Consider the following 16,598-nt stretch of genomic DNA (forward strand, 5'->3'; position numbering starts at 1 on the left):
AACAACAGCTCCTTTCTATTTTGTGAGTATGCATTAATTATAGTAATAAACACCTAATTAAGAAGTAAGGAAGATTACAAACAGTGTCCATGAAGAAGAAATGGGTACACATTACTCCTATAACAATAAAGCAGACCTGCAAATTGATTTACAATGTGCAAGCCTGCTTGTTAAGCATCAACTCTCTTTAGTCACCAAAAACAGCATTCGAAAGCAGTCTAAACAAGTAATCCGTATGATCTCGGAATCCTGCTTCAATTCCGATTAACGTAACATCCTGATCGCGCTCTTTCACAATAACAGGCTGACCCTCTGCAGCATCGCGATTTTCCCAGTGACCAGCCACAAAGAAATCTCCATTATCGAAAGTAGCATGTACATCTAGCCCTTCAACATTGTCGTACCAGACTGGCTGATATACAAAGCCGTAATCATTCGCTCCATACCCTGATGTTAAAAGGTTATTGCCATAATCCACTTTCACAATTCCATTGCTGTTAGAGTAGCCTTTGTTAACCGTCACATCCGTTAGCCCAAGCTTTTTCGTAACATCGGATGCGCCCGCACCTATTGCTACATACTTTCCTCCATCTTCAACATAAGAAGCAATCTGTTGCTTGAACGCATTATATTGGCTTTCATTCTCCAAACCAAATGGCGCATTCGCTTCTATATTCTTATAAGAGATTAAACGCGACGTTCCACTATAGAAGAAAACATCTGTATCGCCAAGTCCATTCTCCGCAAGCTCACGAGGTGTAATCTCATTCACATCGAAACCTAATCGCTCAAGTGCTAAGCGTGTACCAGCGTGCGATTGCGCTTTGTAAATCCCACCATCTTTTAGAATTGTCACTTTTTGTGAAGTAAGCTTCTTTCCTTCATCAAGAGAACCTGTAACAACCTCAATACCTGATTCTTTTACAAGCTTCTTCAAGTCTGAAGTAGCGTCTGCATCAACCTGAAACTGCCCATCTTCTCCACGCTGTACGTCATATCCATTCTTGATTAGCGTGTTCACCAGATTCACCGCTTTAACTGATGAATTTGGAATAACGTAAGGGCCAGCGCCTGCTAGTTCACCATCCGTTGCACCTTTTTTTACATCAGTTGTTTTCACATCAAAAGAACGATCGGCTTCAACTTCAATCGCTTCAAAGCCCCAAAGTTCAGGAAGGTTCCACGCAGAAATATCGTACATGGCCGGAGTAATGTCTGTTATATCTTCTCCGTCCCACAGCATCGTGTTAGCAAGTCCTGCTTTCGCCTGACTCATATCCACGATGTAAGTACCTTCTGGATACGTTTTACCATCGAACGTGAATGCCTTTTTCGCTGCTGACACCTTGATATCATTGAACATTAAGTGCTCTACGGCTTTTTCTGTAGCAGTAGGATCCTTTTCATCAACAGGTAGTATGTAGGCTTTCGGGAAAAAGCCTTCTGTATGATGAGGGTGATCGAACTGGATGCCACGCTTAAACACTTCGATCTGATCCTTAATCATCGCTTCTTTATTGTCATTCGAGAATTCAAGTGCACCCATGACAGCATCATAATGCCACTTTACTCCGTCCCAATCATTTGTTGGAGCTTCAAGGGTGTACCCATATGCCCCGTGGTACATGGCATACATTGGTGTGAAAATCGGTGGATAGTCATCCCAGCCTGCTTCATCATCCCGCTGCGGTATGTATGTACCTGTCATCGTTTGATAGTTGACTTTTGATGTTTCTGTGTTCGTGTTGTCATACTCATTTCGGTGATCAACAATATTTCCTTCCATTGACTCAGCCTGATCCATTGCCCACTTTGAGTATAGATCGTATTCATAGTTCGGATTATGAGGTGGCGTACATGGCTCGATTAAGCCAGGGTGATCTTTACCACCGTACGCTTTTACATATCCATGTAAATCAAGAAAAACCATTGGATTCCATTCTTTAATCAAGTTTACTGTATGCTTTGTTTCAACCTGGGACTGCGTAATGAAATCGCGGTTCAAATCAAGTCCGTTCGAGTTAAACCGTGTTGCACCGATGCGACCATCCGGGTTTGCTACAACGTTAAAAATAAGAATGTGATTCTCAAGTAGCTCCTTTGTCTTGGCATCATCCGCTGTAGCAAAGCGTTCGATGAGTTGAAGTACGGCATCAGAACCGACAAATTCAGTCCCATGGATCGATCCATTAATCATCACAGGCACTTTGAAATCAGGGTGCTTTTCAATGAATTTCTCTGCTTTCTCTGGATTCTTAAACATCTTCTTTCTTAATGCTTTCTGATACCCATACTTCCCCTTTGCATCAGGATCAGAAACTGTGACAACATAAAGATCATGGCCATCGGATGATTGAGCAGGCGTTTCCACCGTTATCCGATTGCTGTTCTTCTCAATTTCCTTGAGCTTTTCGTCCACTTCTGAATAGTTCACAAAGTTATAGTTCTCACTATTAAAAGGACTTCCACTTTCCTCCTGTAATGTTTCGTTCCAATTCACATTCTTCCAGTTCGACTCTGCAGAACCTGCCATCGGTGCCGCAAAGAGACCGAGCGTAACAAGCCCAGCGATTAACTGCTTCTTCATCCCATTCCTCCTCTAATTAACTAAATAGTCTAACTTCTATTTTATAACTCTTATTCAATATTTTGTATATGTCATTCATACTGATTGGATGTAGGTCTTTTGGAGGGGGTCAGACCCCTGTCTGACCCCCTCCTTTTTCTTTTTTTCAATGTAAGCGGTTAAGCAAATACAATACATTGAAATTCCCTTTCGGATAACTTAATCTATTGTGTAGGTATTGAAGATTACTCAATGGTAGACACTAAAATAGGTGAATAATCAGATTTGCTTTTAGCTTAGATTGTGCATAGAGATGTGAGTTCTTTACCCTCACATTATGCATGAAAATACCTTACTATCGTTATTCGATCAACACGATAAATAAGCGAATTTGCTTACAAGAAGGAGTAGTGGTTATGTCAGAATCAACAACGAAAGAAACAGGGGCACAGCGTGAAGTAACCCAAGAGCAGCGCGAGTTACTCGATCAGCTCTTAGACCCACAAGTTCAGGAATCGTTAAACGCACTTGTGACGGAACTTCCGAAAGTAACAGAATTAGTGAATATGCTTTCAAAGTCATATGACACTGTTCATTCAATCGCAACAGACGATGTATTAATGAGTGATACAACGGAATTCCTTTCAGAGCTTATTCATCCGGTGAAATCTACTGCTAAAGATGTTGCAGCAAATGCCATCGAAGCGAAGGATATCGCTGAGAAAAGCTCAGAAACTATCGGTATTTTCGGTCTTATGAAAATGCTCAAAGACCCACAAGCACAGAAGCTTTTCAGATTTGTGAATGCTTACCTGAAAGTTTCTGGCGAACGCAACGACCAAAAATCATAAGTAGCAGCTAAGAATGGAGGAAACATCATGTCAAAACAAATCGTTATCCTAGGCGGAGGTTATGGTGGGCTTCTTGCTGCTTTATCCGTACGTCAATACTTAGGTGAATCAGAAGCAAACGTTACATTGATTAACAAAACACCAACACACCAAATCATTACAGAACTGCATCGTCTTGCAGCAGGAAACATCACAGAAGAAGCTGCTGCCCTTCCATTAGAAAAGTTGTTAAAAGGGTATGACATTAACCTCAAAATCGCTACCGTTGATTCATTCTCTGTTGACAACAAAGAAGTGAAGCTCGGAGACGGCTCAACTCTTTCTTACGATGCACTTGTTGTTGCACTAGGTAGTAAAACAGCTTACTTCGGTATCCCTGGACTTGAAGAGCACAGCATGGTATTGAAGTCAGCTGAAGATGCAAACAAAATCCGTACGCATGTAGAAGAATGCATCAAGAGATTCGCTGAAACAGGAGACGAAGCAGACGCAACGATCCTAATCGGCGGTGGCGGTCTTACAGGTACGGAACTTGTCGGTGAACTGGCTGATGAACTACCGAAGATGACACGCAAATACGGCGTTGACCGCGATAAGATCAAGTTAATGCTTGTTGAAGCAATGCCGAAAATCCTTCCTATGCTTCCGGATGAATTGATTAACCGTGCAATGACAAGCCTTGAGAAACGTGGCGTAACATTCTTAACAGATCTTCCTGTTACAAACGTAGATGGCAACGTTATTGAGCTTAAAGACGGCCAGAAAATCGTAGCAAACACGTTCGTATGGACAGGTGGCGTACAAGGTAATCCATTGGTTGCTGAATCCGGTATCGAAGTGAACCGTGGCCGTGCAACAGTGAACAACTACCTTCAATCCACTTCTCATGAAGATGTCTTCGTTGTAGGTGATAGCGCCGTTTACTTCAAACCAGGTGATGAGCGTCCACAACCACCAACCGCTCAAATCGCTTGGCAGATGGGTGAGCTAGTTGGTTATAACCTCTTTGCTTACCTTAAGAACAAGGACTATCAAGACTTTACTCCTGTTAACTCAGGTACACTTGCAAGCCTTGGCCGTAAAGACGCTGTGGCATCAATCGGTGAGAACGCAACATCTCTTAAAGGGCTACCAGCTTCCGTTATGAAAGAAGCAAGTAGTGTTCGTTACCTCTCTCATATTAAAGGTCTCTTCGCTCTAGCTTATTAAGAGCTGAATCAGAAAAAGCGGGTGGTGCCTGTCACCACCCGCTTTATGTAGCTATTTGTCGAATCTTCGCTCTTTCATCAATTGCGTATAATAATCCCGCTTTGAGCCACCATAACGAGTAGGGGTGATTGATATGAAATTGAATAAGAAAAAGTTCGCTAATCAACCAACGATGATGAAGAAATCGTATGTAAATGAATACGACCTCGGCGTTGATCAAGACGAACAGGCTATGAATGGTGAATACGGGATGTTAGAAACGGAGCAGGAAGATCGACTGCCCGATTCCAATCCTAAACGGAAACAATAATTAATAGGCATAGCACCAAGCTATGCCTTATCCATAGAATTTCTTCGTCCATTTCTTCACCACGTTCTCGACTGTCCCTCTCGTTTCCACACAGCAGTCCCGAAACAATAGTCGGAAATAACAGCTCTTCAAGAAATGCATGACATTTCCTTTCGTATGAAAGAACGGCACACTATACCCTTCGTTATTAAAGAGCAACTCAAGCTCGTCCTCAATCCCAACAATCCACGATACTAGAACAGCATCACTGACACCCCGGTCAAGAAGCGCTTCCAACGCTAACAAAAGCCGCTCATCCTCATCATCGACATACACACCTTCTTTAAACAAACAAAGGTGAATCGTCTCTAAACACTGAGCAACCCGCTCTTCACCGAAATTCCTATGCTTAATTGCTTCAGCAAACGCATCAGCACCATGTGCAATGCTATGCGCCCAGCCCTTCTCTTCTACATACCCTCTTATATCCTGCTCTTCCTGCAAATACCGAACACAACGATCAATGGCTTTGGTTGCTTCACCATCTGATAGAAAAGAAACCTCTCGATCCTTCTCTAATAGAAGCGCAACAACCAGAATTGAGAATGAACGCGTGAAAACAGCATCCGTCCCCTTTTCACCAATCCTATAGAATACGTGTTGATTATCCAAACAAGCCGTCATAACAAAATTCATCTGCTCCACTGTTAAATAATCCTTCATCACAAGCTCTGCAAACGTTCCAAAAATAAGTTCATCCCTGAGCTCTGGATCCGTGGACCCGATCTCATTCAGCATGCTCTCCAACAGAAGATCCAAATCAACTTGTTTCACTTGATCAGGGTATTCAAAGTTCAACTGCTTCAATTCCGTTTTAAGTTCCATAACCTCTCCTCCTCGAAAAGCACCTCTTCCATAGTTTAACAAATAATAAGCAAGGGGTCAGACACATGCCTGACCCCTTCCCTAACTCATCAACAATAAACCGGATTGTTCGAATAGTGACTAATCCATCGTCCCATCCGCTCCATCTGCTTCTGCAGTCGTCCTAGAGACACAGGAACCACCAATTCAAATCCATCTAGAAAAAGGATCTTCGATGAACTCTTCGAAAGCGCCGTCATCTCTTTCACATGCTGATAGAAAATCCAACAGCAATCCAAACGCTCTGGGGACTCTGTTGGAAAAACCGAAATCGAGTCCCAATTCGAGACAATAATCGGCGTTTGCTGCTCATACCGTAAATGATAGATAACAGCTTTTCTCCGACCTTCATATGTCATACCTGCCTCAAGACATGCAATCCGAATCAATTCAACCGGCGTTTTCGACGATAAATAGATGCCATTACGATCATAGATCCGAGAGCTATAGCCAATCTCTTTCGCAAGCTCAATCGCCTTCGTTGTTTTGCTGATCTCGTAATCTTCCATTATCTCAGTATTATATTCTCTCATCCTTAGTATCCCTTCCGCTCTAATGTTAGATGAATTGTCACTTATTACCTTCCTTAAGGTTTCCCTTTCACACGTAAAACGGTATACTAAGTGTAAAGTTGGTTTCCATGCCAACAACGACCCCAGAATGAGTCTGCCACGACTAGACATTCTGGGGTTTTTAGTTATGCCGTTCAATAACGATTCACCACCCTATCCTTCAATTAACTTCCTTTTCTGCTAGTCTGGATGACCTAGTGGCCTTTTCCCCTTCTCCCACAATCCAGTTAGATCCTACTAGTAATTTCCATCCTACTTCTGATTATAGTTAATTATTTGAAATTTATAAATACTTTTTTAGTATGATTTTCTCACTTTATTTTTCTTTTTCATTTCCTATTCTGAAGGGGTTAGGAGCTATTGATTTTCGGTATAAAAGTTGTATAATATAATGTATTTTTTATCCATTAAAATTATTTCATACAGGAAAAGGCAGTGCAAATCAAACCCGTGCTTGGATTGTAACCACAAGGTTTACGCTATGTCTTTCAGCGTTATCAGTGCTTGCAGCTTTCTTATCTAAATCGATTCAAAATACTTTTTATCAAGAAACATTACGATACAGTGAAAAGAATGCTGAGCTGATTTCAACCTTCCATAGAAGGAAAGGTATTCCAAAAAGAAATAACCCATATCAAAAAAACATTCTATTGCATGAGAAATATATTTACTCAAAAGCACTTTACTTAACCTACATAACCTTACCAATATTTGCTATAATTTTCACAGAAAATGAAATGAAATGAAATGTGGTGAACGTGGTGTTTAAAATTCTATTGATTGAAGATGATATATCGCTCTTTCAAGAAATCAAGGATCGACTTGAGCATTGGTCATACAAAGTCTATGGCATAAGCGATTTTAGTCAGGTGATGCAAGAATTTGCCTTAGTTAAACCTGATCTCACAATTATTGATATTCAACTCCCAAAGTTTGATGGCTTTCACTGGTGCAGAATGATTCGCGATCATTCAAACGTCCCGATCGTCTTCCTCTCCTCACGTGATCATCCTACTGACATGGTCATGTCGATGAACCTTGGGGCGGACGATTTTGTGCAAAAACCGTTTCATTTTGACGTACTAATTGCCAAAATCCAAGCGATTCTTCGCCGTGTCTATCATTACAGTTCAGAGGCAAGTGAGCTGAAAACATGGCTGGATGCAACAATTGATAGAGAAAGGAACCGGGTTACGAATGAGATAGGCGCAATTGAACTTACGAAGAATGAAATCATCATTCTTGGGATGTTAATTGAACGAAAAAATAAAGTTGTCACCCGGGATGAACTTATCAATCGTCTCTGGGACGACCAGCGTTTTGTTAGCGATAACACCTTAACAGTGAACGTAAACCGTCTTCGGAAAAAGCTTGCTGAAATCGCACTTGGTGAGGCAATTCAAACAAAAGTTGGTCAGGGCTATATGGCTTTGGAGAAACTATGATCCGGAGGTTCCTGAAAGAACGTCGTAGCTGGATCGGATTTGTGCTTGTCACGGAATTCATCTTTCTTTTAATAACATTTGTTGATCCGACTATCCCTCTTCCCTCTGCCATGTATGCTGTATTTTTATCCCTAATTCTGTTCGTACTGTTTCTTTTACTACGTTATGTGAAAGAAACAAAATTCTATAAAGGTCTTGAAGATCGAGAAAACAACTTTGATTTCACGAGTATGCCGGATGGCACAAGCCCTTTTGAAAAAGTGGTTGAGCACGTTACAACGGATCAAATGGAACAGCTTAAAGAAGAAACCAATCGAATGAGACAACAGCTTGAAGTGGAAAAGGACGACCTCGTATCCTGGATTCATGAAGTGAAAACGCCACTTACTGCACTTCATTTGCTAATCGATCGCGTTCAGGATCGTGAGTTAAACGAGCAGCTTACATACGAATGGCTTCGCATTCACTTTCTGCTTGATCAGCAGCTCCATCAAAAGCGCATGCCAGCCATTGAAAATGACCTTTACATTGATTTTGTTGATCTTAAGGAAATTCTATTCAATGAAATCTCTCCGCTTCGCACTTGGTGCAAACAGCGGAGGATCGGTTTTGATCTTGATTTGGGTGTAACTGAGATACTAAGCGACGCCAAGTGGCTTTCTTTTATGCTACGACAACTGCTGACGAATGCTGTTAAATACAGTGAAAACAATGATATTCGGATCACAAGCGGTTTGAATGGAAATAAACCTTTTCTCACCATCCAAGACTGGGGACGAGGGATTGAAAAACGGGATCTATCACGAATTTTTGAGAAAGGCTTCACGTCTACTGCTAACCATACTGATGCAGTCGCAACAGGAATGGGACTCTATCTAACAAAAAGAGTGGCAAACTATCTTATGGTTTTGATTGATGTAGAGTCTGAGCCCGGTAACGGTACAACCTTTACATTAACTTTTCCTGAACTAAATGATTTTGAGCATATACGGGGCATGTGACAACAATGTCACTTGCTCCGCTTTATTGTTCGGCGAATCGCAGGAAACGTCTGAACGCCCTCTCTATAATGAAACTATCACCAACACAATGGAGGGAACGGTATGAACGTACTTGAGGCAAGTAAAATTCAAAAAAGCTATGGGAATAAATTCATGAAACAAGATGTCCTGATGGGAATCGATGTTTCGATTGAACGAGGCGAGTTTATCAGCATCATGGGTGCGTCAGGATCCGGAAAGACCACGTTACTAAACGTACTATCATCGATCGATCGTGTTAGTGGCGGATCCATTAAAATTGATGGACAGGAAATGACAAAGAAGAGGGAAAAACAGCTTGCCGAATTTCGAAAACGGCACCTCGGCTTCATTTTCCAAGAATACAACCTTCTTGATACATTAACCGTGAAAGAAAACATTCTACTACCACTCTCGATTGCGAAAGTATCAAAGGAAGAAGCCATCATGGCATTCGACTCACTCGCCGAAGAACTCGGAATAGATGAGATCCAGAACAAATATCCAAACGAAATTTCTGGAGGACAAAAACAACGAACATCCGCAGCACGTGCATTTATTCATAATCCAAGCATCATTTTCGCAGACGAGCCTACAGGAGCGCTTGATTCAAAATCGGCTTCTAATCTCCTTAACAAGCTAAGCGATTTGAATGCGAGACGTAAGGCCACCATTGCTATGGTCACACATGATCCCGTTGCAGCGAGTTACAGTGGCCGTGTTATTTTCATTAAAGATGGACGTATCTATACTCAGCTTAATAAAGGAACGGAGTCACGCCAATCGTTTTTAAAAGACATCATGAAAACACAAGGCGTACTTGGTGGTGTTCAGTATGAGCATTAATCAGATGATTCTAAGGAACATGAGAAAGAATTTGAAGAACTACTACCTTTATGTCTTCGCTCTCGTTTTCAGTGTCGGTCTCTATTTTTCCTTTGTCACTCTCCAGTATGATCCTGGAGTAGATAATGTAGAGACGTCAGCGAAGATGGCAGCAGCGATTCGAACAGCTGCCATTATGCTTGTGGTGATCGTAACGGTGTTCCTTGTCTATGCCAACAGCATTTTCATTAAGCGTCGAGGTAAAGAAATCGGACTTTTTCAATTGATCGGCATGACAAAGGGGCGTATCTTCCGCGTACTCACGATTGAAAATCTTATAATATATATTAGCTCGATGCTAATTGGTATTTTCGTAGGCTTTTCTTTTTCGAAGTTGATTCAAATGGTCCTTTTTAAGACAACTGGGATAACAGAGGTTGCAAGCCTGAACTTTTCAGCAGCTGCGTTACTGCAAACAGTTATTGTCTTCTTCGTAATCTTTGGAGTCATCATGCTAACGAACTGGATCTTCATCAAAGGACAAAGCATTTTATCCCTTTTCCGAGCTACATCTAAGACAGAGGGGCAAATCAGAAACATATCGATCCTTGAAATCATTATGGGATTGCTTGGTTTAGTGCTAATCATTGCAGGCTACTATGTATCTAGCAAGCTATTCGATGGGGATTTTTCAGTTATGAATGAACTCCTCTTTGCAATGGCCTTTATCCTTGGCGCTGTAATTCTTGGGACTTACCTTTTCTACAAAGGATCGATTCGATTCGTAGCCAACCTGCTTCGAAAACGAAAAAAAGGCTATTTAAACATTAATGACGTTATGTCCCTGTCCTCTATCATGTTTCGGATGAAATCAAATTCGCTTTTGTTAACCATTATTACGACTGTTTCAGCACTTGCGATTGGACTTTCTTCCTTAAGTTATATTTCGTATTACTCAGCTGAAAAAACTTCTAAACAAAACATTCCGGATCACTTTTCACTAGCTGATGAGCAAAATGCCAAGCAGTTTGAACAGGAGCTTAAAGAAAGTGGTTTTGATTTCTATCAAAAGGAGTTTAAAGTTCTTCAGGCAAATGTCGTAACAAAAGAGATTCTTGTTAAACAACAATCTGGCGCGGCATTTGATCCTTCCGAAATGGTCTTACCCATTATTAGTGATCAAGCGCTTAACGAAATGAATGCTGCTCCTGATGAAGCCATTTTTACCGGTTACAGCAAAGTTCTTGCATCCGTAATCAGTTTTGACAAAGAAGGTCTCATTCAAATTGAAGGTAAAGAAAAAGTGATTGACCAAGATTATCTAGGACTCGAAAATGACTATATCTTGCCATATTCTTACTCAGATGGTGGACTGCCTACGGTTGTAGTTGACCAAACTACCTTTGCCTCTCTTCAAGAAGATATTGATGAAGAAGTACAAGATGAACCTTTAACGTATTTTGGATTTAACCTTGAGGATCCTTCGAATTTATCTGAAGCAACTGATCTGTTTCAGTCACTCTCGTATAATGATGACGAAGGTAGAAGCTCTCAGTACGAAGCATTTCTACAGCAGAAAGAAAACATGGGACTAGTTATGTTTATAGTAGGTTTCCTTGGCCTGACATTCCTCATTACGTCTGGCTGTATCCTATACTTCAAACAAATGAATGAAAGTGAAGAAGAACGCCCCAATTATACGGTGCTTCGAAAGCTAGGTTTCACCGAAGCAGATCTTTCTCGCGGCGTTCGAGGCAAGCAGCTTGTGAACTTCGGCATCCCTCTTATCGTTGGTCTACTGCACGGCTACTTCGCCGTTCGTTCTGGCTGGTTCTTCTTCGGAACAGAGTTCTATACTCCTATGCTCATTGTCATGGGTATCTATACTATTCTCTATTCCATCTTTGGCGGACTATCAATCGTCTACTATAAGAAAGTGATTCGTGAAGCATTATAAAAACCGGGCGGTGCCTGTCACCGCCCGGTTTTTGTTGGAATTTGTCGAGGAAGTTTGCCAAGTTATTAACCAAGATACATACAATGAGCTTTTCACCTCAACTAGTTAATAAGATTTTAACCAAAGCCCTCTCGCCATTTCCTCTGATATGTTAAACCTACCAATAAAGAAATCCTGCAGGCGGCCCTCTTCCCCGCCATCTACCCACTCGCGATAATACCGGATCAGCTTCTTGATATCGCTATTGCAATATTCTTCAATTAATATGGCAACCGTCCTCGTGCTTCTCCAGTAATCGTAAAATGCAGCCGAATAAGCGAAGTTGTCTCCACCGCGGTAACCGGCTTCTCCGAATGCATCCAGCCCGTATTCACCATATTCTTCTTTGTAAGCCTCAATTAAGAGCAGCTCCACCTTCATCACTTTCTCATATCGTTCTTCTGACATAAGGAGTTTACGAGGTAAATAGAAGCAGATCCCTTCCTCAAACCACATGTCGTCCGCGTTCTCCTCATCCCAATCGTCAGATTCAGAATGGAAAAAGTCAGCATGGTGGGTTAATTCATGCGCCACTAGCTCCGCCACATCTACCATTTGAAGGTTCTGGTAATAATCCTCTGCTTCTTTCACTCCATTTGTCGTTGATAAATAAATCTCTTTCCACGTCTCCAAAAGTGGAGTGAGATGAATAAGATCTCTCGATGTATACGCTGGCAAAGGGATCGTGGAATATAGCTTTGTTGCTGATTCTAAATCGTGAAACACGATACCTCTAGGTGGCTCCTCAATTGAAGTGATTCTTTCCAAAGAAGCGCTATATGTATCAAGGAACTCTAAAAGCTGTAAACCACTCTCTTCAATTTCTTCTGTCTTCGTTGTATCGGTGACAGATACTGCATAATTCATGTGAATCCTCCTTCGGGCTGACTGAACAACTGATTTAATCGAAAAATATAACACCATTTATTTCCTTATTTTTTCAGTAAACTAGTAAAAGGTCAATACTGTCCAACAAAAGAGCTAAGCCCAAAAAGGGGGTCAGGTACGTACCTGACCCCCTTTCAATCACATCACACTCTCAATATAATTCCCATACCCTCGCACAATCTCTACACCCTGCCTCTCTAACTCCTTCCACGACGATCTAGTGAGAATGGGAATTTGTTCTGAAGCGTTTCAATATCTTTCTCAGACAATGTCATCTCATAATACTTGTTCTCCTTTTTGACCACCAACTCATAGTCAACAAGCTTCATCACCATAACCTCAAAATCGTCACTCCATTCATTCAACTGGCGTTCAATCACATCGCATACATGTAGTAGAAACTTTTCCCCACTATAGTTTTTAGCCATTAAGCCCCTAGTAAATCCATTACAATTCATATCAACAACTCCTTTATTTTGATAAAAAGGTATCTGCAAAATGGACGAGAAAAAGGCCTTTATCGCAATTGAATGCAACAAAGAGCCTCGGCTTTTCGTTCGTTATCATTCAAAGCAATGCTTTGCAGGTTGTAGCACCTTACCGCCTGGCAGGTTGCTGTGAAGTCAATGAGCCCGGGCTCTCGTTCACTCGTGATAACCTTATTTAATTAGCTTTCATTTACGATATGATCAAATCGCTGTCAAGAGACAGTCCGTTTTTTAGAAGAATGATAGACTAATGCCGATTGCAAACAAAACCACGCCTGCTATGGAGTAGAACAAACCAGAACGGTTTTCCCCTTTTATCCTTTTCGAAAGGCCTGCAAGTAAATTCACAATACCAAACGAAATCAAACCGTATAATAAGAGACTCTCCTGCTCAGGATGCATGAGGTACATGATCGGTATGAAAAGAATCGAAATCGAAAGGATCACCTGAACAACACTCAATGATAAAATGATTTTGGATTGAGACTCAGTACTCATAACGTTCCTTCTTTCCATTAACTAGTAGTTGTCATTCATGACTTCTATCCTAATTATAACAGGAAAACACATCTGTAAATCTGACAAAGCTGTGACTAATGGCACCAATCTACTTCATTCTTCCCTTCAAACTAGCTCCCTAGAATCCAAAGTAAAAATGCTATAATATAAACCACCTTTCCCTATGGTAGTTTTTTTAAATTTTACATAAGAGGTGACACCGTGAAAAAGTATTGGACTACCTACTTCATATTCCTAATCTGTTTACTTACCATTTATTTGGTTTTACCAGATAATAATACTAAATTATTCGTAATAGCATTTTTCCCTGTAGTTTTCTTTTTACCTCGTGATATTAAGAGATACCGGCAAAAGAAAAAGTAAAATTAAATAAGAAAGAGGCGTAGTCCCTCTTTCTTTTATTCAAACTTATATTCAACTTGTTGTTCTGGGGTAATCTCTTCATATGATTCATAATCATAAACAGGAGCAAAGATTAATTTCACATTATTAATATCAGCATCTTTAAGTACATACCCTCCATACATAATACCATTTACTTTTCCCATGATATTACTTGGTAGCTCGTTGTTATCAGAAATAAAATCATCAAAAACCCCATCTATTTGCTGACCTTTATCAGTAACTATCGTATTAAGCCCATTCCAACTAACATTCTTATCTTCAGTATTTTCAACGTCTCCACCAACTTGAAGATAAACAAATCCTTCTTTAGGATCAATTGATTGATCATACATTGAATTCAATTCATCCGCTAATTGTTGAGGAATATCACTGCGCTTAAATATCTTTATATCTTTAATTGTCATTTTAACAGGACTAAGATCAATCGTTTCATTCACTTTTTTGATTTTAAGTAATTCTAGTTTTCCATTCTCATCTTCAATTGTTTGACCTGCTTCTTCTAGAACAGTTCGACCATTTTCATCCTTCTTAACTTCTTCTTTCTTATTACTTACATCTTTCTGATTAGCTGATGAAGGTTCTTGCACCGATTCATCATTACCAGATACTTGCTCATTAGAGCCACAACCTGCTAATAAACCTCCAAAAACTACTCCAGCAACAATCACTTTTGAAAACTTACTCATTTAAATATCCCCCCAGTAAATTGATTAATATGGAAATCGTCTATTATATTACTTTATTTGGTAACTTTTGTATATGTAATATTTTCCTTTTTGGGATATATATTTATATACAAATAGCCGGAACGTTCTTTTACATCTCATCATTAAAGGAAGCGCTAATGGAATGACTAAATATTACTCCTCTTAACTTTCTTAATTCAAAAATATGAATAGCTCATCTACTTTAAATTTTGATGAATTCATTGGCATACCTATCCAAATACCCTACAATCAACTTATCAGCGTTACGACTATGAGGTGAACTTCTATTGTTAAATTACTTAAAACGCTACTTCCATTTACCCTTAACATTGAAATTACATACAGTTTACGAAATTACTCTTGCAACATTAGTGATTTATTCCATTATGGTTGATACGAATTACAACTTAGACTGGTTCATCTGGGGAATTTTTGTGATTGATTATGTCACACGTCTTTCATTAAGCCCGAACAAAAAGGTATTTGTAAAAGGTAATGTACTGGAATTCATTGCAATCATTCCGCTTGGAGAGATCTTTCAGTCCGCACGATTAATCCGTCTCATTCGCGTCGTCCGATTATTAGCAATCATCAATAAACGCAAATCGTACTTACATGACCTGTTCAGTAAATTCAATTTGGACCGATACCTTGTCCTTCTTATCGCATCGATGTTCCTTGCTTCATTACCAATGGTTTGGTTAGAACCTGCCTTTGAACATTATGGTGATGCCCTTTGGTGGGTAATCGTGACAACCACAACCGTTGGCTATGGTGACCTGTACCCTGTAACGGCAGTCGGCAGGATCATCGCAATCTTCTATATGATTGTAGGCATCTCTTTAATCGGTATTGTGACCGGAACAGTCGCTTCAGTCATTACAAAACGCAAAAAAGTTCTGCCTCCTGAATTAGAGTTTGTTCAGAGCAAACTTGATGAATATCCGAACCTATCAGAGGTCGACTATGAGGAAATGAGGCATCAGTTGGAGAAGATGGAGAATCACCGAGACCGATGATTAGCGTATTAGCCTCTTTGTTAATATAACGTATTTAAGAGGTGCCATCTGATAAACGTAATTCAAAATTACAAAATAAATCAGTATAGTCCGATCAGTAACCACCTTCTTGAGAACCCTTCTAATTACCATGTAAAATGATTCTATCGTAAGAAAATTTGTATACTTAGACACGTCATTAATAATGGAGGAAGAAATGGAGTTAACATATAAAGTTATTCCTGAAGAAGAAATAGAACTATGTCGAGATTTATGCAACGAACTCATGGCCTTTCAAAAGTCAATCTCCACTATTAAACCTGAACTATTTGATAACATGAATTTCGACACACGTATGATTCCTTCTATTAAAAGCGCGACATCCAACTATACGGTAATCGTGAAAGATGGTGAGAAAATCGTTGCCTATGTCTATTCCAACATCTCTCCCAAAGAAAACTATTCAAATGAGTTTGCCACTTTCTTCAACCTCTCATCTGTAGCAGGAACTCATGTAGGATGTTTATCTCAATTTTATATTAGAGAAGGATACAGAGATTACGGGATTGGGAAGACACTTTTTAACATGTCAATGGAGTGGATGAAGCAATTTGAAGATGTAGAAGATTATTTTGTTTTTGTGTCAAACGGAAACCATCATGCACTTGATTTCTATAAACGGAGAGGATTCAAAGTCAGTCACGATATCTTGGATGGATTTATAACTGTTTTAAGGAATGACTAATTCCAGTGCCTGTCAAGGTCAGTGCCTGTCACCACCCGATTTATGTCGCTTTTTGTCTTTTAGAAAAGGCGCGCTTCCACCAGAGTGAGAATTTGTACATAAGAATATTGATGGAGAATCAAAAAGAAGGATAGCCCATTCGGCTATCCTTC

Annotated in this window: 16 protein-coding genes and 1 riboswitch; of the genes, 9 read left to right on the top strand and 7 right to left on the bottom strand. The window is 40.1% G+C overall.

What is annotated here, in order from left to right:
* Nucleotides 1-187: 187 nt before the first annotated feature.
* Nucleotides 188-2,587 (bottom strand): M14 family zinc carboxypeptidase, encoded by a 2,400-nt coding sequence (locus tag FBF83_RS05095; protein ID WP_136946025.1) that lies wholly within the window; start codon nucleotides 2,585-2,587, stop codon nucleotides 188-190.
* A 395-nt stretch (nucleotides 2,588-2,982) separates the two neighbouring features.
* Between FBF83_RS05095 and FBF83_RS05100 the strand changes: the two genes are divergently transcribed.
* From FBF83_RS05100 to FBF83_RS05110, 3 genes are all read left to right on the top strand, one after another.
* Nucleotides 2,983-3,417, top strand: a complete 435-nt coding sequence (locus FBF83_RS05100) for a DUF1641 domain-containing protein (protein WP_136946026.1) — start codon at nucleotides 2,983-2,985, stop codon at nucleotides 3,415-3,417.
* A 27-nt stretch (nucleotides 3,418-3,444) separates the two neighbouring features.
* Nucleotides 3,445-4,626, top strand: a complete 1,182-nt coding sequence (locus FBF83_RS05105; RefSeq protein ID WP_136946027.1) for an NAD(P)/FAD-dependent oxidoreductase — start codon at nucleotides 3,445-3,447, stop codon at nucleotides 4,624-4,626.
* Nucleotides 4,627-4,759: 133 nt separating this feature from the next.
* Entirely contained in the window at nucleotides 4,760-4,936 is a 177-nt protein-coding gene (locus FBF83_RS05110) for a DUF4021 domain-containing protein (RefSeq protein ID WP_236690322.1), read from the top strand.
* 27 nt (nucleotides 4,937-4,963) lie between these two features.
* On the opposite strand, the gene FBF83_RS05115 is transcribed toward FBF83_RS05110, so the two are convergent.
* On the bottom strand, nucleotides 4,964-5,800 hold the full coding sequence (locus FBF83_RS05115) for a DUF2785 domain-containing protein (protein ID WP_136946028.1): 837 nt from the start codon (nucleotides 5,798-5,800) through the stop codon (nucleotides 4,964-4,966).
* An 89-nt stretch (nucleotides 5,801-5,889) separates the two neighbouring features.
* Complete coding sequence (locus FBF83_RS05120) at nucleotides 5,890-6,372, bottom strand: competence protein ComK (RefSeq protein WP_169525191.1); 483 nt, start codon at nucleotides 6,370-6,372, stop codon at nucleotides 5,890-5,892.
* Between the two features lie 800 nt (nucleotides 6,373-7,172).
* Between FBF83_RS05120 and FBF83_RS05125 the strand changes: the two genes are divergently transcribed.
* The 4 genes from FBF83_RS05125 (at nucleotide 7,173) to FBF83_RS05140 (ending at nucleotide 11,657) form a co-directional block, all read left to right on the top strand.
* Entirely contained in the window at nucleotides 7,173-7,856 is a 684-nt protein-coding gene (locus tag FBF83_RS05125; RefSeq protein WP_136946030.1) for a response regulator transcription factor, read from the top strand.
* Nucleotides 7,853-8,857, top strand: coding sequence for a sensor histidine kinase (locus tag FBF83_RS05130; protein WP_136946031.1), 1,005 nt, complete (start codon nucleotides 7,853-7,855; stop codon nucleotides 8,855-8,857). The genes FBF83_RS05125 and FBF83_RS05130 overlap by 4 nt, the downstream gene beginning before the upstream one ends.
* A gap of 102 nt (nucleotides 8,858-8,959) precedes the next feature.
* Nucleotides 8,960-9,721 carry an ABC transporter ATP-binding protein gene (locus tag FBF83_RS05135; protein ID WP_136946032.1) on the top strand — a complete coding sequence of 254 codons (762 nt, stop codon included), beginning with the start codon at nucleotides 8,960-8,962 and terminating at the stop codon, nucleotides 9,719-9,721.
* Complete coding sequence (locus FBF83_RS05140; protein WP_136946033.1) at nucleotides 9,711-11,657, top strand: ABC transporter permease; 1,947 nt, start codon at nucleotides 9,711-9,713, stop codon at nucleotides 11,655-11,657. The genes FBF83_RS05135 and FBF83_RS05140 overlap by 11 nt, the downstream gene beginning before the upstream one ends.
* Before the next feature lie 105 nt (nucleotides 11,658-11,762).
* Here the strand turns inward: FBF83_RS05140 and FBF83_RS05145 are convergent, their stop codons facing one another.
* The 4 genes from FBF83_RS05145 to FBF83_RS05160 form a co-directional block, all read right to left on the bottom strand.
* A complete protein-coding gene (locus FBF83_RS05145; protein ID WP_136946034.1) occupies nucleotides 11,763-12,563 on the bottom strand; it encodes a hypothetical protein in 801 nt (266 codons plus the stop codon).
* A 218-nt stretch (nucleotides 12,564-12,781) separates the two neighbouring features.
* Nucleotides 12,782-13,042: a hypothetical protein gene (locus tag FBF83_RS05150; RefSeq protein ID WP_136946035.1), complete on the bottom strand. Its 261-nt coding sequence runs from the start codon at nucleotides 13,040-13,042 to the stop codon at nucleotides 12,782-12,784.
* 99 nt (nucleotides 13,043-13,141) lie between these two features.
* Nucleotides 13,142-13,244: riboswitch (SAM riboswitch) on the bottom strand.
* Nucleotides 13,245-13,303: 59 nt separating this feature from the next.
* Complete coding sequence (locus tag FBF83_RS05155; protein ID WP_136946036.1) at nucleotides 13,304-13,570, bottom strand: hypothetical protein; 267 nt, start codon at nucleotides 13,568-13,570, stop codon at nucleotides 13,304-13,306.
* A gap of 419 nt (nucleotides 13,571-13,989) precedes the next feature.
* Nucleotides 13,990-14,682, bottom strand: coding sequence for a hypothetical protein (locus FBF83_RS05160; protein ID WP_136946037.1), 693 nt, complete (start codon nucleotides 14,680-14,682; stop codon nucleotides 13,990-13,992).
* A gap of 308 nt (nucleotides 14,683-14,990) precedes the next feature.
* On the opposite strand from FBF83_RS05160, the gene FBF83_RS05165 reads away from it, so the two are divergent.
* Nucleotides 14,991-15,722, top strand: a complete 732-nt coding sequence (locus tag FBF83_RS05165) for a potassium channel family protein (protein ID WP_136946038.1) — start codon at nucleotides 14,991-14,993, stop codon at nucleotides 15,720-15,722.
* A gap of 196 nt (nucleotides 15,723-15,918) precedes the next feature.
* Nucleotides 15,919-16,446: a GNAT family N-acetyltransferase gene (locus FBF83_RS05170; protein WP_136946039.1), complete on the top strand. Its 528-nt coding sequence runs from the start codon at nucleotides 15,919-15,921 to the stop codon at nucleotides 16,444-16,446.
* The last annotated feature ends 152 nt before the right edge of the window (nucleotides 16,447-16,598 follow it).

The organism is Guptibacillus hwajinpoensis (assembly GCF_005144865.1).
GTDB classification, from domain to species: Bacteria; Bacillota; Bacilli; order Bacillales; family Guptibacillaceae; genus Guptibacillus; species Guptibacillus hwajinpoensis_A.